Source organism: Pseudoteredinibacter isoporae (genome assembly GCF_040372805.1).
Lineage (GTDB): Bacteria > Pseudomonadota > Gammaproteobacteria > Pseudomonadales > Cellvibrionaceae > Pseudoteredinibacter > Pseudoteredinibacter isoporae_A.
Map to the genome: position 1 here is coordinate 962,268 of NZ_BAABWJ010000001.1, position 19,466 is coordinate 981,733.

Here is a 19,466-nt window from a genome sequence, read left to right on the forward strand (position 1 = left end):
GAGTTATAGGGGAGACTCGACAGTACCACTGGGAAAATGGAACCATTAAAAGTTGGTAATGGTGGCGCCCAGTTTGAAGGTGGGGCCGTAATCTTCGAACTGGGCATTCCAGCGAGGATTGCTCACATAGGCGTAGAATGGCTCGTCGTTAATATTGATTGCTTCAAAGAAGATTTGAATATTGTCCTGGATAAAGTAACGCGCACTGAAATCCAGTTGGAAATGGTCATCGACGATAATGTCGTTCACCGGGCTTTCAGCATTGATTTCGTCCAGATAGTTGGATTTGTAATTGGCAGCTAAACGCAGGCTCAATTTGTCGTTGTCATAGCCAATGGTGAAATTACCCGTCGTATCCGACTGCTGAGGCAGACGAATACTGCGTGAGCCTTCAATAGTGTCGATTTGTGCGTCGGATTCGGCCAGTGTCAAATTGGCGGACAACAGTAAACCGTTAAAAGGTTCCGGGAGCTCATTCAGTTGTTTTGACCACGCAAATTCTACACCGTACAGTTTAGCGTCTTGGCCATTCAAGGCGATCTCGGCTTCTTCGATGGCATCAAAGCCCGCCAATTGATCAGTAACGGTATCGTAAATAAAAGTATCAATGTCTTTATAGAATGCAAAGGCTGAAACAACACCGGCAAATCCCATATAGTGTTCGACGCCCAGGTCCAAGTTGCTGGTTTCCCAAGGCTGCAGCATAGGGTTACCGAAGGAACCTTTTTCACCGTCGTCTTCCAGAATATAACCGGGACGTGCCTGCTCGAAGGTTGGGCGAACAACGGAATTGGTCCAAGCAGCACGCAGCTGGGTGTTTTCGCTTACCGAGTAGCGCAGGTGGAAGGCCGGCAAGAAGTGTGAATCCTTACGACGGGCACGACGTGGGCTGATTTGTTGTCCATCATCGGCGTCATCATCATAAGCAAAACCGTTCGCATCGAAATCGACCTCCTGATAACGCGCACCGAACACCACACGCAATTGATCAATATCCATAGTGGCCATGGCGTAAACAGCCCGCAAGTCTTCTTCAATGGTCCAGTCTCCCGCGTTGGATTCTTCGATATCCAATTCACGTTCTTCACCCTGAATAGCGGCCAACACGGCACTGGAGTTAATGCCGGGTCCAAAACGATGCAGTTTATAATTTACATCACTGTTGGCAAAATCGCTCAGTGGGTGCAACGTTTCTTCGACTTTATTGACGGTTTCATCGGCGGTCTTTTCACGCTGGGTCATTTTGGCACCGAACTTTAAAAGCGTTGGGTTCCCGGCGATTTCGGTAGATTTAGACACATCAAACTTAAAGCTGCTGGCTTCGTCCTGGGCGTGGGAGCGAGCCAATTCGACGGACTCGAGAAAGTAGCGATTGGGGTCATAGAAACTTTCTGGAACCATTGGCTGAGGTTGGCTACCTTGAGTAAAACCCACATCGCCCTCAATATGGGCCACGAACTTAGCTTCGGCAATATGTTCAGGTTCGACTTCCTCGGATTTGCTGTAGCCAACATTGTATTCCAATGTCCAGTCGTTCAATTGGTATTCGCCGCCAAAGACAGATGAGTAGATTTTTTGAGTTTCCAAACGCTGCTTTAATTCGCGAACGGCGATGGGAGTGTCTTCGAGCTCATTGCCGTCACCGTCAATAAAATCATCTTCTTTTAAACCACCCAGCTCACCGGGTGCCAGAGGATCTTCAAACTCAATAATGTTGGCCAGGCGTTGCTCAGTATCGGTGTATTCACTGAACAGGTTGCGCAGGTAGATTTGATGGTTGTCGTTGATTTTATAATCGACATTAAACGCGGCGCCTAATCGCTCACGGGTGATGTCGTAATTGCGCTGCTCGAACTCTTCCAGTTTGGCTTCACCCTCTTCAATCTCCCACTTGCCTCCGGTTTCACTGTTGTTGGAGCCAAACTCACGATCGAACCAGCTGATGGCACCGGCAATCGCCAGATTATCTGAGCCTTTTCCGACACTGAAAATATTACTGGCGCTGGCGGCAAATTTTGGACTGCTTTCGCCACTCAGATCGTCGTAGCTGCCTTCACTGCTGACAGAATAAAACAAACCGTCGCGATCAAAACCAGAAACGCTTTTTACGTCCACTGAGCCACCAATAGCGTCGGGGTCCATATCCGGTGTAATCGATTTGGTTACTTCGAGAGTTTCAACCAGATCAGAGGGAATGACATCCAGAGCAACGGCGCGACGATCGGATTCAGGGGAGGGGGTGCTCATGCCATTAATACTGACCGAGTTCAGATCGGCGGACAGACCGCGCACACTGACAAATCGTCCTTCGCCCTGGTCTCGTTCGATAGAGACGCCTGGAACTCGTTGCAAAGCTTCGGAAACGTTGGTGTCGGGCAATTTACCGATAGAATCTGCACTGATCACGCTCTTGATGTTGTCCGCCATACGCTGCTTTTCCAGTGCACGGTTCAAGCTGGCGGCGTTCCCGAAAACGATGATCTCTTCCAGTTTTTCATTGCTCTGTGCTGTGCTGTGGCTGACGAATCCGCTGGCGGCAATGGAAGTGGCAATCGCCACAGCCAATCGGCTGGGTAAAAATGGTTGATGCGTTGCGTTGGCCATGGTGGCTCCCTTTGTCAATATGCCTTGAGGCTTTGCAGCGAACGTTAGGAAGACTATGTGACAGATTGGTGACGAACGTATGTCAGTGAGGAAGGAGAGGGACTGGCGGGGTGACAAGGTGTTGAAAAAGACCGCAACTTGAGCTTTTAAGACCCCCTAAAGTTGCGTTACAGGCCCGAATATTGATCAAAGACGCGAAGAAAAAACCTTTTTTAAAGTGCTTTTTCCAAAAAGTGTTGAGCTGATGGGCCACAGGCCGGTTTCAGGTGAATTCTGTCTGTCATAAATGTGTCACGCCGGCCTGTTTTATTGGACCGACATCGAGAAGGGTTCAATATGTTGCAACAGTTAAAAAATCATGGCCGCAAGCTGGCACTGATTTTTGTCTTACTTAATATCCAAATTCTTAGCACCTTTGCGCTGGGTAACAGCAAGAGTTGGCAAGAAATTGACTGGCTGGATATCGCGGGTGAAGGTGGCGCAGTCTGGTTGTGCCTCGTGTGGCTTGTTGGGGTTTTGTCCACTCGTCCAGACGGACCGGTGACTCGTTTGCTGTTTTGGGGATTTGCCTGCTTTTTAATTGCAAGTGGACAGGATCTGCTGGATGAAATTGTGCGACTACCCGAGGCCACTGTCTGGAACCACGCTGTAGAGTCCATACCCATGCCCATCGGAATGCTGTTGATGAGTATCGGTTTATTGTACTGGTATCGTGAGCAGCAAGCGTTGAATGAGCAGCTGCGCAAACGCGAACGGGGCTTAAGAGACCATCGCCGAATGGATAAAATTACCGGTTTGGCGGATGCCCAATACCTGCGCCAGCAATTGGAAGCGGAGTTGAATATGGCGAGAGCTGAAGGTTTGCCGACGTCAATACTGATGCTGGATATTGATGACTTTCGGGAAATCAATCGTAGCTTGGGAATGGGTGAGGGCGACCGTCTGTTGCGAGAGTTGACGGAATTATTATTGCTGAATCTAAGGCGTCGGGATTTGTTATGTCGTTATGCAGGTGACCGCTTTGCGATTGTGTTACCGGCGACCTGCCAACTTATGGCTGAATTACTGGCTCAGCAATTGGAAGGTGTTTGCAAACATTTTGCGTTTCACGCACGCAATAGCGACTTGGCCCAGTTTCATACGGTAAGCACCGGTATAGCGACCGATGGCCTTGATGTGCAGCTTACGGATGATGATCCTGTTGAGCAATTGCTTCGTCGCGCCAACTATCGATTGGCGAAAGCGAAAGAAGAACGAGTTCTTAAGGTAGCGTAATGAATCGTTCCTATATTGACCTGCATGAAAAACGAATTGTCGCTCAGGAGCAGTTACTGGGAGTCTTCGAGCTGGCGCAGAGTCGTTCGATTCATTTAGACAAGCTATTGCGTGGTACCGGAATCTTTGCGCAGGATATCGAGCACCGTAAGCACATGATTTCCGCTGCGCAATTACTGTTACTCTATCAAAATGCCAGGCGGTGTTTTTCGGCCGATGATTGCAGCTTTTTATTGGGGCAATATCTTTTACCGGGCAACCATCCGCAATTCAGTCGGGCTATTTTGGCCTCGCCTACGGTTCAAGATGTTTTTGAACTGTTGGTGGCCTACGGGTCTCTGGCTTTGCCTTTAGTGGAATTTCGTTGTCATTACAATGATCAAGAGCTCTATGTTCAACTGCTGAGCCTCGACGCAGATGATTACATCCATGACTTTCTACTCGAAGCCGTTAACAGTGCCTGCTTATCATTGTGTCGTTGGCTTGGGGCGGATACCCGTCATTGGCAATACCTGCATGCGTTTAAGACGCCGGCCTACCGCGAACAATATTTGGTTCACTACGGAAATTCACCCAGCTTTAATACCCATATAAATGCGATTGTTATTCCTCGGGCCTGCCTGCACCAAACGTTACCGCGAGGTTCTCAGGCGCAGTACAGTATGGCTCTGGAAGCCTGTGCAGACAGTGTTCGGGAGCAGGGGGCGGTTCCTTGTCGCAGTCTTGCCTTATTGGTTTATGATCAGCTGCAAAGGCAAATCAGTGATCCGCCGAGTTTGGAACAATTGGCCGAGCAGTTCGATTTGAGCGTGGCGACTTTTAAACGCTATCTGAAGGCCGAAGGCAGCCGTTATCAACAGTTGCTGGACAGCGCTCGCCGGCACCAGGCCATCTACTATCTGCTCAGTGGTCAGCTCAATACCGAGCAGATTGCGGCGAAACTGAATTATCATGATAAGCACAACTTCAAACGTTCTTTCAAGCGCTGGACTGGACTCAGCCCGGCGGCTTATTTCTCGAATGGATTTCAGCTAAAATAGGCGGATCACCTCGGTATGATGAGATCCCAGAGACATGAATTCCAATCCCTTGCTGCAAGACACTCTCTTGCCTCCGTTTTCCAAAATTGACAATGAACATATTGAGTCAGCGATCAGCTCGTTGATTGATCAGTCCAAAACCGAATTGGAAACACAATTGGCTCAGCTGGGGAGCCAACCCAGTTGGGCCTCTCTGATTGACCCTTTGGAGGCCCGCTCTGATCGTCTTTCCAAGGCTTGGTCGCCCGTCAGCCATATGCATTCAGTGGTGAATAATGATGGTCTACGAGCAGCCTACCAAGCTTGTATTGGAAAGCTGACAGAGTACAGCACTGGCCTTGGTCAGAATGAAGCCTTGTTCAAAGCCTATCAGCAGCTCGCCGACAGTGCCGAGTACTCGCAACTCAGTGCAGCGCAGCAAAGCACGATTGAGCAGGCATTGCGAGATTTCAAGTTGGCAGGGGTAAGTTTATCTGAGCAAGATAAAGCCCGCTTTGGGGAGATTAAGTCTCGTCTGTCCGAACTCAGTACGCAGTTCTCTAACAATGTCATGGATGCGAATCAGGCTTGGTATTTCCATACCGAAGACGAAACCCTGTTGGCGGGATTGCCACAGATGCAACGGGACATTGCGAAGCAGACGGCAGAAGCCAAGTCATTGCAAGGCTTTGTGTTGACGCTTGATATTCCATCCTATTTGGCGGTTATGCAGTACGCAGATCGTCGAGAGTTACGTGAGACTATGTACCGTGCCTACGTCAGTCGTGCCAGTGAAAATACGGTGCGTTTGAATGATGAAGAAGGTCCATGGGACAACAGCCCCTTGATTGAAGAAACCTTGCAGTTGCGTCACCAATTGGCTGATTTGTTGGGCTTCAATAATTATGCCGAGCTTTCCATTGCCAGGAAAATGGCGAAGCAAACCGATGACGTTGTGAATTTTCTGCGAGAACTGGCCGACAGCAGCCGTGAGGTTGCTGAGAAGGACTTTCAGGAGTTGCAAAGCTTTGCCATCGCACAAGGCCTTCAAGGTGACTTGCAAGCCTGGGACTTGAATTACTACGGCGAAAAGCTCAAACAGGAAACCTTTGACGTGTCGGATGAAGCGCTAAGGCCTTATTTCCCGGCACCGGTTGTTATTAAAGGTTTGTTTGATATCGTCAACAAACTCTTCGGTATTGATATATTTGAAGAGCCGGAAGCCGATTTATGGCACGAGGATGTGAAGTTCTTTCGTATCGAAAAATCCGGCCAGGTGTTAGCGCGTTTTTATCTGGATCTTTTTGCCCGAGAACATAAGCGCGGTGGTGCCTGGATGGACGAATGTCGAGTACGCCGAAAAACCGAAAGCGGTTTGCAGCTGCCGGTTGCGTATCTCGTGTGTAATTTCACGGCTCCGGTGGGGGATAAACCTGCCTTGCTGAGTCACGATGAAGTAACCACATTATTTCATGAATTCGGCCATGGCCTGCATCATATGTTGACTGAGATCGACGTTGCGGCAGTCAGTGGTATTAATGGTGTACCTTGGGATGCAGTTGAACTGCCCAGTCAATTCCTGGAAAACTGGTGCTGGCAGGCGGAATCGATTGCGATGATATCGGCTCACTATGAAACCGGCGAGAGTTTACCTCAGGATATGTTGGACAAGTTGCTGGCTGCGAAAAATTTCCAGGCGGGTTTGCAGATGCTGCGACAAATTGAATTTGCATTGTTTGATTTTCTGTTACACAGAGATTATCAGGCTGATGCCCCAGTCGACCCCCAGCGAGTGCTTGATCAGGTTCGCGATGAAATCGCATTGATTAAACCACCCGCGTTCAATAAATTCCAAAATGGCTTTTCCCATATTTTTGCGGGTGGTTATGCAGCGGGTTATTACAGCTACAAATGGGCTGAAGTTCTGTCGGCTGATGCTTTCTCCTATTTTGAAGAGAAAGGTATTTTCAGTTCAGAAGCTGGCCAATGGTTTTTGGAAACGCTGTTGAGCCGGGGTGGTAGTGAAGATATTGCTGATTTGTATGAACGATTTCGTGGACGAGCCCCAAGCAGCCAGGCTTTGCTGCGTCACAATGGCATGGCTTAGGAGATAGTATGAGTAAGCGATTTATTGCCGGAGCCGTATGTCCCAAGTGTTCCAAGATGGATAAGATCGTTATGTATAAAGAAGACGGTCACGATTGGCGTGCGTGCGTATCTTGTGGTTATCAGGATAAAATGAATTTCCAAGCGCAGGTTCGAGAACTGGACACACGAGTGAATGTCACCGAAGAGGAAAAGCAGGATCAGCTGCAAGTGATTCAAATCGAACCGCTAGGCAAGAAGCATTGAGTTGTTTTGAATAAATTTGAGTCAGCTTAGCGCAGCAGAGCCAGATGAACAGCGTTATCGCTTTTAGCGTCGTCGCTTTCTCTGGCTTTCTTTTGGCTGCACTTCTGCGCCTCGACATAAAGCATCAGTGAATGTTTGCTAAACAGCGCATCCTGGCTGATGAGCATTTCGACCGAATAGTGAACCGCCAAGTCGAGTTCATTGGCCAAGGTTTCACCGATCAGAAAGTGCATCACGACATTATCTTCGGTGTTATCGATTGGTGATATCGACACACCTGCATTCGACATAAAGCGATCATTCACTTCTTCGATTAAACGGTGTGCGAGGTAAGCCGCATCCATAATTTTCATCAAACCACGGTGGCTGGCGGTGATGTCCAATGGTTGCAAAAAATAATCGATAGCGATGTTTAAAAACGCTTCGAGTTCGCTTTCAACACCAGCAGCAACTGAAATTTTATGGAAGTGATCCAGAACATCGGGGACCTGTTTGATGTATCGATGAACAAACTGTTGCAAAAGCTCTACTTGATCACCATCCGCAAAGCCGATGCTACGATGCATCGTTTTTGCTCGACTCGCGAGAAAACGATGTAAGCTCACATCGTTCATACTCTCGCTGAAGGCGACGTCGATCGCTCGCCTTAGCTCGGACAGTGGAACCAGTTCGTCATTCATTATCAGTCATTCTTTTCGTAAATCTTTCTGCTGACGATGATTATCTTAATCAGATAAACATAGACTCAAATTCAAACAAATCAAATGATAGGGCTGATCTTCAGTGTATTGTGCTGTGTTTAAAGCTGTCGCTTTCAGGGTGTACTGCTAAGTATAGACAATGCCAATGTCTTTTATTTCCCTTTAATTGACTAATCCCCAATCAGACCGCTGACGATAGCAGAACATCATTGCCAAAAAAATGCCTCTAGCGCCATTAAACGCACAAAACGACAGCCACAAACCGTGGTTGCCCAGGTCCTGGGTGAGCCACCAGGTGGGCAGGAACACCACAAACGAGGACAGAATCATGGTGATCTGCATATCAAAGGTATAGGCGGTTCCAATAAAGACCCCATCGAGAAAATAGCAGGTGGCAGAGACCAGAGGCAGGGCGAGTACCCAGGGATAATAGTGAATGACCTGCTGTTGGAGCATTGGGTCGTCGCTGAATAGGGTGATTAAGGAACTCTGGCCAATATGGAAGAGCAGTACAATGAAAACCGCTACGATGAGGGACCAAAAGGCAGTGCTCAGGCAGGCCTCTTTGAATAATTCGGGGCTTTTCTGCCCGACAGCCTTGCCCACCAGCGCCTCTGTGGCATGGGCAAAGCCGTCCAAAGCATAGGAGGAGAGGTGCACCAGCTGCAACAAAATAGCGTTTGCTGCGAGAATCAAAGGGCCTTGTGCGGCCCCTTGTGCTGTAAAAAAGCTCAAGCTGCCGAGCAAAACCAGTGTTCGAACAAATAAATGGCGATTGACCTGGAGCAGTTCCCGATAGGGGGCGAGTTGGGTGAGCACTCTGAGGTTAAATGGCGAGTCAGAAAAGCGTTTGAGTTGCTGGAACACGAAATAGAGGCCGAGAGCCAGATTGGTGAAATCACCCAGGAGACTGGCAAGTGCGGCGCCGCGGCTTCCCATATCCCAATACAGAACGAAGACCACATCACCAATGATATTCACAGCGTTGGCCGCGACGGCCATATAAAGAGGCACCCGAGTATTTTGTAGGCCGATAAACCAGCCGATAATGGCATAAGACAGGAGCACGGCCGGTGCTGCCAACAGGCGAATACGAATGTATTCCTGGCTGAGTTCACCAAGTTGTTGATCGCTTTGCATCAATGCCACGGCCAGCGGAACGAGCAGGGGAGACAGCAGCACAATCAGCAAGCCAATGCCGAGGGCAAGCACGCTGGATTGCCCGAAGAGCTGTTTTAGTTGGGTATTGTGCCCCGCTCCATAGGCTCGCGCTGCCAGACTGGTGGTTCCCATGCGCAAAAACCCAAAAGCCCACAACAGAAAACTGACGACTGATGCGCCAACGGCAACTGCTGCGAGATAATCCGGTGTATCCAGGTGCCCCAAAATGGCGGTATCAACCAAGCCAAACAGGGGGACGCTGATGCTCGATAGCAACATTGGAATGGCAAGATTAAAAACCTTGCGATGCGCAAGTGTATTTTCCAAAAAAATCTCCAAACAACTTTGAACGTGCAAAGTTTAGTCATAAATATCGTTAATTATACGATTATTAGTGCAGTCGAATATAAAATGATCGCTATAGCAAAACGAGATCAAAGGCCTTTTCTAAAGGAATTAATTAAATATCAAACATTGACTTTATGTTGATGCTGTGGCCTTCTAGTGCTGCTGTTGTTGCGACGTTTTGTCGCACAGCATTGGTTCTGCCTTCTGGAAAACAACGGTTTGGGGTTTTGCCGGGAGTTATGTAGTCCGCTTTATAGAAAGCGAGTTAACCACCACGCAGCAGTAAAATAATAAACCATAAAGCAACCGTAAGTTGCTAACAGTGTATATAGCCGACACTGACGTAGATCCTTGTTCTCCAGTTGGTCGTAGTTGCAACAACAACTGCTCCGGACCAATGGGGGTGCCCATTCCCAGTGATATAAAGCTGGGTCGTATTATTTAGGCATCTCCAGAAGTAGTAATAAAAATGTATAAGACTACACGGAGATAAAAAGCAATGTTATATCAAGCGCGTAGCTTGTTAAGCCGGCTGCTGGCCGCCTGTTTTTTGGCCGCCTTTTCGACGCAGTCTATGGCCGAAGAAGAAGTTGAGCGATGGGGGCTCAACATGACTGAAGGTGTCACCACCGTCAGTCGCGATATTTTCGGCCTTCATATGAATATCCTTTGGTGGTGCGTTGGCATCGGCGTTGTGGTGTTTGGTGTGATGTTTTACACCATGTTGGCTCACCGTAAATCCAAGGGCGCCAAGGCTGAAAATTTTCATGAGAGTACCACTCTGGAAATTATCTGGACGATTATCCCTTTCGTCATTCTGATCATTATGGCGATTCCCGCTACCACCACCCTAAAGCAGATCTATGACACCGAAGAGGCTGACATGGATGTTGTGATTACCGGCTATCAGTGGAAATGGAAATACGAATACCTCGGTCAGGATGTCAGCTTTTTCTCTCTGTTGAGTACCCCCGTTGCTGAAATTCAAAACCAGCAAAAGAAAAATCCCAATTATTTGTTGGAAGTGGATGAGCCCCTGGTCATTCCAATTAATAAGAAGGTACGTTTCCTTATTACGGCAAACGATGTGATCCACTCTTGGTGGGTACCCGATCTTGCGGTGAAGAAAGACGCGATCCCTGGCTTTATGAATGCCGCTTGGACCCGTGTAGAAGAGCCGGGCATTTATCGCGGGCAGTGTGCGGAGCTCTGCGGTAAAGATCATGGCTTTATGCCGATTGTGGTGAAAGCTGTTCCCCAGGAAGAATACGATCAGTGGATTAGCGAACGCCGGGAAATGGCGGCTAAGCTGAAAGAAATGGCCAATCAGACGTTTACCTTCGATGAGCTTTATACCAAAGGCGAGCAGGTTTACAACACCGTGTGTGCTGCCTGTCACCAGCCAAATGGTGAAGGTATTCCTCCTACCTTCCCGGCCATTAAAGGCAGCGCGATTGCCACAGGTCCACTTGCAGAACATATGGATATCGTTATCAACGGTAGCCGGACAAACCCTGCCATGGCGGCTTTTGGTGATCAGCTATCTGAAGTTGATCTCGCAGCCGTAGTCACTTACCAGCGCAATGCCTTTGGCAATAATATGGGCGATACCATTCAGCCCATTGATGTGCTCAAAGCAAAACAACAATAAGGAGGCACGTCATGGCACACGGTCCTGCAAAAGGTTTTACTCGTTGGTTGTATACGACCAACCACAAAGATATTGGCAGCATGTACCTCTGGTTCAGCTTTGCCATGTTTTTACTGGGCGGTGTTTTCGCCCTGGTGATTCGCGCCGAACTGTTTGAGCCGGGTTTGCAAATTGTTGAGCCCGAACTGTTTAACCAGATGACCACCATGCATGGCTTGGTGATGGTGTTCGGTGCTGTTATGCCGGCCTTTGTTGGCTTGGCAAACTGGATGATCCCGATGATGATCGGTGCTCCGGATATGGCTCTGCCACGAATGAACAACTGGAGTTTCTGGATTCTTCCCTTCGCGTTCGCAATGATGACTTCCACGTTATTTATGGAAGGCGGGGCGCCTAACTTCGGCTGGACATTCTATGCACCATTATCGACAACCTATGCGCCTCCAAGCGTAACGTTCTTTATCTTCGCTGTTCATATCATGGGTGCGTCTTCCATTATGGGTGCGATCAATATCATCGCGACCATTATGAATATGCGCGCGCCGGGCATGACTTACATGAAGATGCCACTGTTCGTGTGGACTTGGTTCATCACCGCTTATCTACTGATTGCGGTGATGCCGGTTCTCGCCGGTGTGGTTACGATGATGCTGTTTGATATCCACTTCGGTACCAGCTTCTTTGATGCTGCCGGTGGCGGTGATCCCGTTTTGTTCCAGCATGTATTCTGGTTCTTTGGTCACCCGGAAGTGTACATTATGATTTTACCGGCCTTCGGTATTGTCAGTGCAATCATTCCGACCTTTGCGCGTAAACCGCTGTTTGGTTACTCTTCCATGGTGTATGCCACCGCTTCCATTGCTTTCTTGAGCTTTGTGGTGTGGGCGCACCATATGTTTACGGTCGGCATGCCGCTGGCGGGTGAACTGGCCTTTATGTACATGACCATGCTGATCGCAGTGCCAACGGGTGTGAAAGTGTTTAACTGGGTAACGACTATGTTCCGAGGGTCCATGACCTTTGAAACGCCGATGTTGTTCTCGGTGGCCTTTGTGATTCTGTTTACCATCGGTGGTTTTTCCGGATTGATGCTTGCCATCGCACCGGCGGATTTCCAGTATCACGATACCTACTTTGTGGTTGCGCACTTCCACTATGTTCTGGTGCCGGGTGCCATTTTCTCGATTACCGCAGGGGTCTACTACTGGTTGCCCAAGTGGTGCGGAAATATGTACAACGAAACCATGGGTAAGACGCATTTCTGGCTTGCGTTTATCGGCTTGAACCTGACGTTCTTCCCAATGCACTTCGCCGGTCTGTCGGGTATGCCGCGTCGTATCCCGGATTACAACATGATGTTTGCGGATTGGAATATGGTGTCTTCCGTCGGTGCATTCCTGTTCGGTGCTGCGCAAATCATGTTCTTGTTTAATGTGATTGCAACGATTCGCAGTGACAAGAAAGCGACCGATGAGGTTTGGGAAAATCCGGAAGGTTTGGAATGGACAGTGGCTTCACCTGCTCCGTACCACACCTTCAGTAAACCACCTCAGGTAGACTAGGAGCGTAAGCATGGCGGCAAAAGATACCATGCGAGTTACCTGGCGACTGCTGTTCACGGTCGTCGCCATGTTTATCTTTGCTGTATTTATTATGCCGCCCATCTATGACGTGTTTTGTGAGATAACCGGTTTGAATGGAAAGACCGGTGATCAGTACCAGGCCATATCGGCGGAAGTGGATAAGAGCCGCAAGGTCAAAGTGCAATTCCTGGCGACGAACAATGAATCAATGCCTTGGCAGTTCAAGCCAATGCAAAGCGAGATTTATGTTCACCCGGGTGAAGAGGTGGAGGTTAAGTATTTCGCCACTAATCCAACGGCCGAGAACATGGTTGCTCAAGCGGTGCCGAGTGTAATTCCTTTTAAAGCGGCAGAGTATTTCCATAAGACAGAGTGTTTCTGTTTTAACAATCAACCGCTAAAAGCGGGAGAGAGTACTGAGATGGCTCTGCGCTTTATTGTAGATATCGGTGTCGCTAAATCGGTCAATACAATTACATTGTCATACACCTTGTTTGATATTACGGCGGCGGCAACGCAGCAATCGATCGCCCAAAATTAAATGGCCAATCATAAGGCCACCCCATAAATAACTGAAAAGGCGGGGATAGTTATGTCGAGTAGTCAAAATAACACTGTTGAGCATGAAGAGTATTATGTTCCAGAACAAAGTAAGCTGCCCATTTTTGCTTCTATTGGTTTATTCCTAACGGTTTGGGGCGCAGCGAACTGGTTGAATGGCAGCGAAAACGGTCCGATGATTTTCTTCGGCGGTGCACTGATGTTTGCCTTTGTGCTCTGGAATTGGTTTTCCATTGTCATCAGTGAAAATATTCAAGGCTTGAACAGTCCGCAGTTGAAAAAGTCTTATGTCATTGGCATGGCGTGGTTTATTTTTTCCGAAGTGATGTTCTTCGCGGCGTTCTTTGGTGCATTGTTTTACGTGCGCAGCCTAGCTGGACCATGGCTGGCGGGAGAAGGGGATGCCGGTTTGGGTAATCACTTGATTTGGCCTGGTTATGAACATGAGTGGCCAGTGATGACCACGCCCGATATGGCGGCAAATGGTGAAGCTGCGACGATGCGTGGTCCAGATCAGAATATGAGTAACCCCGGTCTCACCAATTGGGGTGGCTGGTTGCCATTCTGGAACACGGCCATTCTTTTGACATCCAGTGTGACGGTTCATATTGCACACGGTGCGCTGAAAAAAGACAACCGTAGTCAGTTCAACTTGTGGTTGGGGCTCACCGTACTGTTGGGTATTGCCTTTATTATTCTTCAGATCGAAGAATACGTGCACGCCTATCAGGAAATGGGTCTGACTCTTGAATCCGGTATTTACGGCGCGACTTTCTTCTTGTTGACTGGCTTTCACGGCGCCCACGTAACCCTCGGCACCTTTATGTTACTGGTGATGTGGTTGCGTTCCGTGATGAAAGGCCATTTCAAGTCGGATGACCATTTTGGTTTTGAATCGGCCAGTTGGTATTGGCACTTTGTTGATGTCGTGTGGGTAGGCTTGTTCCTATACGTTTACGTCTTTGGTTGATTGGCAACCGCTCAGTTGCCGTCCTGCACAGAGCCTTGGCTGCTGTGCAGGCGTTTATCCCAAGGTGCCTGGCTACGCAGTTCTCCACTGGAAAAACCGTAGTACACCGCTCCCAGCAAGGCAGCTGCCAGGACAATACGAATGCCCAGCGCCATGCGCAAACGATCGGATTCTTTACGGCCAAAATCTTTAAGCAAAAAATACAGGCCACTCGAGAGAGACAGCAAGACCCCGACAAACAGCAGAACAATAATTATTTTAATCGCCATTGGTCCATCCTCTGTTGGTAGTAAGCGTTGCGAAGTTTAACATTTAAATTCAATATACCACTAAGCCTTCTCGTGGTAATGCTGTTGCCGCTATTAGTCAGCCTCGGGTTTTGGCAATTGGATCGAGCTAAGGAAAAAATACAGATACTGTCTGCTCTGGAAGAGGTAAAACGCCTGCCAGGTATCCAGTGGAACGCCAATACCCTTGAGAGTGGACGCTTGGTTGAAGCGACGGGGCATTTCGAAACTCAAAAATACTGGTTGTTGGACAACCGAATTCATCGAGGAAAGGTCGGCTTCGAAATCATTATGCCGTTTTATACCGATGGCGCGGTGGCTCTAGTCAATCGTGGATGGGTTGAAGGTGATTTGAGTCGTCGTTCACTGCCTGATGTAATCACTCCAACGGGTGAACTGACCATTATCGGGAGGGTGCACGTCGCGATGGAGAATGCCCTGGTCGCGTTCCAGAGCAGTGAGAGTTGGCCAAAGCTGATCAGCCGTGTTCATCTTGAGGCCATGTACAGCAGCTTGGACCAGAACAACGCGGTAAACGTAGCTGATAATATTATCCGACTGCAACAAGATAGCCGGGCTGCGCTGATAACCGATTGGCCGGCGGTCAATGTATTGCCACAAAAGCACACGGCCTATGCCGTTCAGTGGTTTGCTATGGCATTTGCCTTGTTAACCATGTATATCATTTACAGCAGCAATATTTTGACGCTGGCAGGTTTCAATAAAGATAAACATTCCAATAAAGAAGAAGCTGAGTAGTATTCTATGGTTGCACAAGTACAAGACGCTGATAACAGCACTAAACCCAAGAAAAGAATCGGCAATTGGCAGGCCGTGTTTCTTTTTGGGATTATTGCCCTACCGATGGTGTTGGCCTTGTTGATTTATAAAACGGGTGTCGGAATGCCCGGCTCAACCATTAATGAGGGGATCATGTTGACCCCGGCCAAACAGGTTGATGTGTTTGCACGTGCGGATACTGAAGGCCAGAGTCTCTTGGCAAGCGGTAAAAAATGGCGGCTGTTAATTCCATACAATGCGAACTGCGATGAAGCTTGTTTGAATAAGCTGTACGTCACTCGTCAGGTGCATATTCGTTTGGGCGAAAAAGCTCGTCGGGTAGAGCGGGTAATGGTGTCACTCGATGCTATGACCCCCACGTTGGAAAAACTTTTGCTCGAACATCCTCGTTTGCGCGTCATGCCAGTAGACAGCGTGGTGTATTCAAACTGGTTGGCAAGCAGTTCTCTTCCAGAAAACAGCAACATTCTCCAACATTATTTTCTTGTTGATGAAGATGGTTTTGCCATGATGGCGTATAACGCTGAACACGATGGCAATCAGCTGTTAAAAGATATCAAGCGCGTTCTGAAGTTTACCAACGAAGAGTAGTTATGATGCGGGCAGGAATGTCGAATTTACTATGGCAGTATCGTTTGGTTTTGGCCGCTGTGGGCCTGGCCTTCGTGGTTGTCGGTCTGGGTGCGTTTACTCGTTTGGTTGATGCGGGCTTGGGTTGCCCGGACTGGCCGGGTTGTTACGGTCATTTACTGTGGCCCGACACCGTTGCGGAACAACAAGTGGCTGCAGAAAGATTTCCCGATTCACCAGTAGATACACAAAAAACCTGGCCCGAGATGGTCCATCGGTATTTTGCAGGCAGTCTTGGTTTACTCATTGTAGCCATTGCTTATTTTGCCTTTCGGGGTCGCAAGGAAGGTTTGGGTGTACCGATCAAATTACCTGTCGCTTTGATAGCTCTCGTTACCTTGCAGGCAGCGTTTGGCATGTGGACTGTCACGCTGAAATTGTTGCCTCAGGTGGTAACGGCACACTTGTTAGGTGGCTTTTGTACACTGTCTCTGCTCTGGCTTCTGAGTCTTCGAATTCGATCCCGATTTACGGAAATAAAAGCCTACCAAAATCGCGGTCCGATCAAACTTGCGGTAGTGTTGCTGTGCCTAGTGGTTTTGCAAATTGCCTTGGGAGGCTGGGTCAGCTCAAATTATGCCGCCTTGGCCTGTGCCGACTTGCCGACCTGTCAGGGGCAATGGTGGCCAGCCGCTGATTTTTCCGAAGGTTTTGAGTTAACTCATCAAATCGGGCCAAATTACGAGGGCGGTTTACTGGGTCTTGAGGCGAGAACAGCGATTCACCTGGCCCATCGAATTGGCGCTGTTATCGTTTTATTGGTGGGATTGGCGTTTGTTTTCAGATTATGGACAAAGCACTTTAATGGTTCAGCCCTAGCCATGTTGGCGGCAATAAGCATCCAAGTGGCGTTAGGGCTGAGTAATGTCTTTTTTGCCTTGCCTTTGGCAGTGGCGGTGGCTCACAATATTGGTGGTGCCATTCTATTGCTGGTTCTGATCAGCATTATTTACAAGCTATACAAAAATAACCAACTCACGGCGATGAGGGTAGCGTGATGAGCACAACAAGTGTCGTAAAATCAAATCATACCAACTGGCGCGACTATCTCGAGCTTTGTAAACCGGGAGTTGTGCTTCTCATGATACTTACCAGTGTCATTGGCATGCTGTTGGCCGTTCCTGGTGCGGTGCCTCTGGATATTTTCCTGTTGGGCAATCTGGGTATCGCATTGTGCGCAGGCTCTGCTGCGACGATTAATCACCTGGTTGACCGTCAGATTGATCAGAAGATGGCGCGCACCCTGAATCGCCCCGTGGCGAGGGGGCGTGTGGAGCCATTAAATGCGGCCATATTTGCACTGGTACTCGGTACTGTGGGAATGGCCATTCTGTTGTTGTTCGTGAATGAAATTACCGCCTACCTGACCCTCGCTTCATTGCTGGGATATGCGGTGGTGTACACCTTGTTCCTGAAGCGTGCGACACCACAAAATATTGTCATTGGCGGTATCGCCGGTGCCGCGCCACCATTGTTAGGCTGGACAGCGGTAACCGGGGAAGTGGCGGGACATGGCCTATTGTTGATGCTGATTATTTTTGCCTGGACGCCACCGCATTTCTGGGCCTTGGCTGTACACCGTAAAGACGAGTACGCCAAAGCGGATATCCCTATGCTGCCGGTGACTCATGGTGAGCGCTATACCAAGATCCATATCTTGCTCTATACCTTCATTTTGCTGGCAGTGAGCCTCTTGCCTTTTGCTACGGGCATGTTGAATTGGTTTTATCTGTTGGGTGCGGTAGGCTTGGGGCTTGGGTTTCTTTATTGGGCCTTGGTTATGTTATTGACTGATCGAAAAAATGCCGGCATGCAAACGTTCAAATATTCGATTATTTACTTGATGTGTTTGTTCGTTGTTATGTTGATCGATCACTATGCCTTCCCGGTCCGTATGGTGATTGCGCCTTAGATGTTGATTCATTTGCCCACAAGGAGATTTCGGTGACAGAAGTACACACTGAACACGATTTCAGTTCTGCATCTGATGCAGTCAGTGCAAAACAAAAAGCGGGCATCATTAAAACCGTTGTGGGTATTCTCATCGCTATTGCAATCATGCTGATGATGTTTATCCACAAAATCAATTCCCCTCGAGTGCTGAGCAATGAAGAGTTGCGCATCAATGGACTCTTCATTTTGGATCAGCCCAGAATTCTCTCTGATTTTGAATTGCAGAATCATCGCGGTGAGTCTTTTACCAAGGACAGCTTGAAAGGTAAATGGAGTTTGGTGTTCTTTGGCTTTACTCATTGTCCGGACATCTGCCCGACGACTATGGCTTTGTTAAACCAACTGATGACCGAACTGAACGGCAGCATATTGGATCAAAGTCAGGTGGTTATGGTAACCGCTGATCCTGCGCGTGATACGGTCGAGAAACTGGCGGAGTACGTTCCCTTTTTCAATCCAGAGTTTACCGGTGTGACTGGGGATTTTTTGAGTTTGAAACGATTAGGGAATCAGTTGAATGTGCCCTTCGTTAAAGTGCCCCAAGGTGATAGCTATACCATCGATCATGGTGGTCAGGTTGTGATCATTAATCCGCGTGGGGATTATCACGGCTTTCTGAGTACGCCATTGGATTTGGCACGCATGAAGCTAACCTACCAGTCGATGGTTACTGCATCGACGTGTTGTGGGCAGTAGTGATCGCTCAGCATAAGTTCTTTATCCAAATACTGATCATTAATTCTCTTTAGCTCGCCGCTGCTGCGCATCTCTTCAAGAATGGGGCCAAGCAGTGGAGCGAGTTCCATGGCGCGTGGGCTCTTTCTGGACAGCGCGATATAGGTCGGCTTAGGCATGGTGAAGCGCTTGGGCTGGATGTGAAGAGCGTCTTCAACCCCCATTTGAGTTGTTGTATAACCAAGGACCGTGATATTACTCAAGTAGTACTGCAGGCGATCTCGTTGTAAGGCTTTTATACCGAGCTCTGTGGTATTGAATTGTTTTAATTCAAAACGCTTTTCTTCTCGCGCCTGGCTGAACTGTTTATTGACGTAAAAGCCGGAGTTCAAACCAATGGTTTTATCGAACAGATCGCTGAATCTTTCAACGGCTTCGTCGTTTTCTTTCTTACTGACAATTACATAGGATTCATAGTGCAGTGGCGTCATTAAGTAACGGCCCCAACTGAGTCGTTTCTGATTGAGATAGATGGGCAATACACCATCAAAATTGCCCGTAGCAACTTCATGGATACTTCGTCGCCAGGGGGTGCAATGGATCTCAAGTTCAACATTGGCTTTCGCCATCGCTCGATTAATAATGCGGATATCAAGCCCGTCTACTGCCATATTGTTTTCATCACAGATCACAAACGGCGGGTAGGCCACAGTGGTAAATCGAAAAGCACGATCGTTTTGTTCGGCACTGCTGGCAGCAGAGCAACAGATAAGAGCAAAGGCCGACAGATTTAGCCATGAAACGCGGTTCATAATGAAAACCTAACATCCACAAGATTGACATCAGAATTCCGTTTCAATGCCGCCATTTTAAAGCGTGTTAATCAGTTTAAAGG

Annotated in this window: 18 protein-coding genes; 13 read left to right on the forward strand and 5 right to left on the reverse strand. The window is 48.4% G+C overall.

Annotated elements, in window-relative coordinates; translation table 11 throughout:
- Window positions 1–45: 45 nt before the first annotated feature.
- Window positions 46–2,604 carry a TonB-dependent receptor gene (locus ABWW03_RS04325; RefSeq protein WP_353406592.1) on the reverse strand — a complete coding sequence of 853 codons (2,559 nt, stop codon included), beginning with the start codon at window positions 2,602–2,604 and terminating at the stop codon, window positions 46–48.
- A gap of 336 nt (window positions 2,605–2,940) precedes the next feature.
- Here ABWW03_RS04325 and ABWW03_RS04330 point away from each other — a divergent pair, with 336 nt between their 5' ends.
- Genes ABWW03_RS04330 through ABWW03_RS04345 form a run of 4 tightly spaced genes read left to right on the forward strand, consistent with a single transcriptional unit; the run spans window position 2,941 to window position 7,250 of the window.
- Entirely contained in the window at window positions 2,941–3,879 is a 939-nt protein-coding gene (locus ABWW03_RS04330) for a GGDEF domain-containing protein (protein ID WP_353406594.1), read from the forward strand.
- Window positions 3,879–4,919, forward strand: coding sequence for an AraC family transcriptional regulator (locus ABWW03_RS04335; RefSeq protein ID WP_353406595.1), 1,041 nt, complete (start codon window positions 3,879–3,881; stop codon window positions 4,917–4,919). The genes ABWW03_RS04330 and ABWW03_RS04335 overlap by 1 nt, the downstream gene beginning before the upstream one ends.
- A gap of 34 nt (window positions 4,920–4,953) precedes the next feature.
- The gene (locus ABWW03_RS04340; RefSeq protein ID WP_353406596.1) at window positions 4,954–7,005 is read left to right on the forward strand and encodes a M3 family metallopeptidase; all 2,052 of its coding nucleotides are present in this window, start codon (window positions 4,954–4,956) and stop codon (window positions 7,003–7,005) included.
- Between the two features lie 8 nt (window positions 7,006–7,013).
- Window positions 7,014–7,250, forward strand: a complete 237-nt coding sequence (locus ABWW03_RS04345; protein ID WP_353406597.1) for a YheV family putative zinc ribbon protein — start codon at window positions 7,014–7,016, stop codon at window positions 7,248–7,250.
- A 26-nt stretch (window positions 7,251–7,276) separates the two neighbouring features.
- Here ABWW03_RS04345 and ABWW03_RS04350 read toward each other — a convergent pair whose 3' ends face one another.
- Both ABWW03_RS04350 and ABWW03_RS04355 read right to left on the reverse strand, forming a co-directional pair.
- Window positions 7,277–7,930 (reverse strand): hypothetical protein, encoded by a 654-nt coding sequence (locus ABWW03_RS04350; protein WP_353406598.1) that lies wholly within the window; start codon window positions 7,928–7,930, stop codon window positions 7,277–7,279.
- A gap of 183 nt (window positions 7,931–8,113) precedes the next feature.
- A complete protein-coding gene (locus ABWW03_RS04355; RefSeq protein WP_353406599.1) occupies window positions 8,114–9,439 on the reverse strand; it encodes an MATE family efflux transporter in 1,326 nt (441 codons plus the stop codon).
- A 520-nt stretch (window positions 9,440–9,959) separates the two neighbouring features.
- Here ABWW03_RS04355 and coxB point away from each other — a divergent pair.
- The 4 genes from coxB to ABWW03_RS04375 are packed head-to-tail and all read left to right on the forward strand — an operon-like array spanning window position 9,960 to window position 14,225.
- A complete protein-coding gene (gene coxB / locus ABWW03_RS04360) occupies window positions 9,960–11,111 on the forward strand; it encodes a cytochrome c oxidase subunit II (protein WP_353406600.1) in 1,152 nt (383 codons plus the stop codon).
- Window positions 11,112–11,122: 11 nt separating this feature from the next.
- Window positions 11,123–12,673 carry a cytochrome c oxidase subunit I gene (gene ctaD / locus ABWW03_RS04365; protein ID WP_353406601.1) on the forward strand — a complete coding sequence of 517 codons (1,551 nt, stop codon included), beginning with the start codon at window positions 11,123–11,125 and terminating at the stop codon, window positions 12,671–12,673.
- Window positions 12,674–12,683: 10 nt separating this feature from the next.
- Entirely contained in the window at window positions 12,684–13,235 is a 552-nt protein-coding gene (locus ABWW03_RS04370; RefSeq protein ID WP_353406602.1) for a cytochrome c oxidase assembly protein, read from the forward strand.
- 51 nt (window positions 13,236–13,286) lie between these two features.
- Complete coding sequence (locus tag ABWW03_RS04375) at window positions 13,287–14,225, forward strand: cytochrome c oxidase subunit 3 (protein ID WP_353406603.1); 939 nt, start codon at window positions 13,287–13,289, stop codon at window positions 14,223–14,225.
- A gap of 11 nt (window positions 14,226–14,236) precedes the next feature.
- On the opposite strand, the gene ABWW03_RS04380 is transcribed toward ABWW03_RS04375, so the two are convergent.
- Window positions 14,237–14,494 (reverse strand): DUF2909 domain-containing protein, encoded by a 258-nt coding sequence (locus ABWW03_RS04380; protein ID WP_353406604.1) that lies wholly within the window; start codon window positions 14,492–14,494, stop codon window positions 14,237–14,239.
- 78 nt (window positions 14,495–14,572) lie between these two features.
- Between ABWW03_RS04380 and ABWW03_RS04385 the strand changes: the two genes are divergently transcribed.
- Genes ABWW03_RS04385 through ABWW03_RS04405 form a run of 5 tightly spaced genes read left to right on the forward strand, consistent with a single transcriptional unit; the run spans window position 14,573 to window position 18,592 of the window.
- The gene (locus ABWW03_RS04385; RefSeq protein ID WP_353406605.1) at window positions 14,573–15,271 is read left to right on the forward strand and encodes an SURF1 family protein; all 699 of its coding nucleotides are present in this window, start codon (window positions 14,573–14,575) and stop codon (window positions 15,269–15,271) included.
- Window positions 15,272–15,277: 6 nt separating this feature from the next.
- Window positions 15,278–15,904, forward strand: a complete 627-nt coding sequence (locus ABWW03_RS04390) for a hypothetical protein (protein ID WP_353406606.1) — start codon at window positions 15,278–15,280, stop codon at window positions 15,902–15,904.
- A 17-nt stretch (window positions 15,905–15,921) separates the two neighbouring features.
- Window positions 15,922–16,941 (forward strand): COX15/CtaA family protein, encoded by a 1,020-nt coding sequence (locus tag ABWW03_RS04395; RefSeq protein ID WP_353406607.1) that lies wholly within the window; start codon window positions 15,922–15,924, stop codon window positions 16,939–16,941.
- Window positions 16,941–17,855, forward strand: a complete 915-nt coding sequence (cyoE, locus tag ABWW03_RS04400) for a heme o synthase (RefSeq protein ID WP_353406608.1) — start codon at window positions 16,941–16,943, stop codon at window positions 17,853–17,855. The genes ABWW03_RS04395 and cyoE overlap by 1 nt, the downstream gene beginning before the upstream one ends.
- 32 nt (window positions 17,856–17,887) lie before the next feature.
- Window positions 17,888–18,592, forward strand: coding sequence for an SCO family protein (locus ABWW03_RS04405; protein ID WP_353406609.1), 705 nt, complete (start codon window positions 17,888–17,890; stop codon window positions 18,590–18,592).
- On the opposite strand, the gene ABWW03_RS04410 is transcribed toward ABWW03_RS04405, so the two are convergent.
- Complete coding sequence (locus ABWW03_RS04410; RefSeq protein WP_353406611.1) at window positions 18,550–19,383, reverse strand: substrate-binding periplasmic protein; 834 nt, start codon at window positions 19,381–19,383, stop codon at window positions 18,550–18,552. The genes ABWW03_RS04405 and ABWW03_RS04410 overlap by 43 nt on opposite strands.
- Window positions 19,384–19,466: the final 83 nt, after the last annotated feature.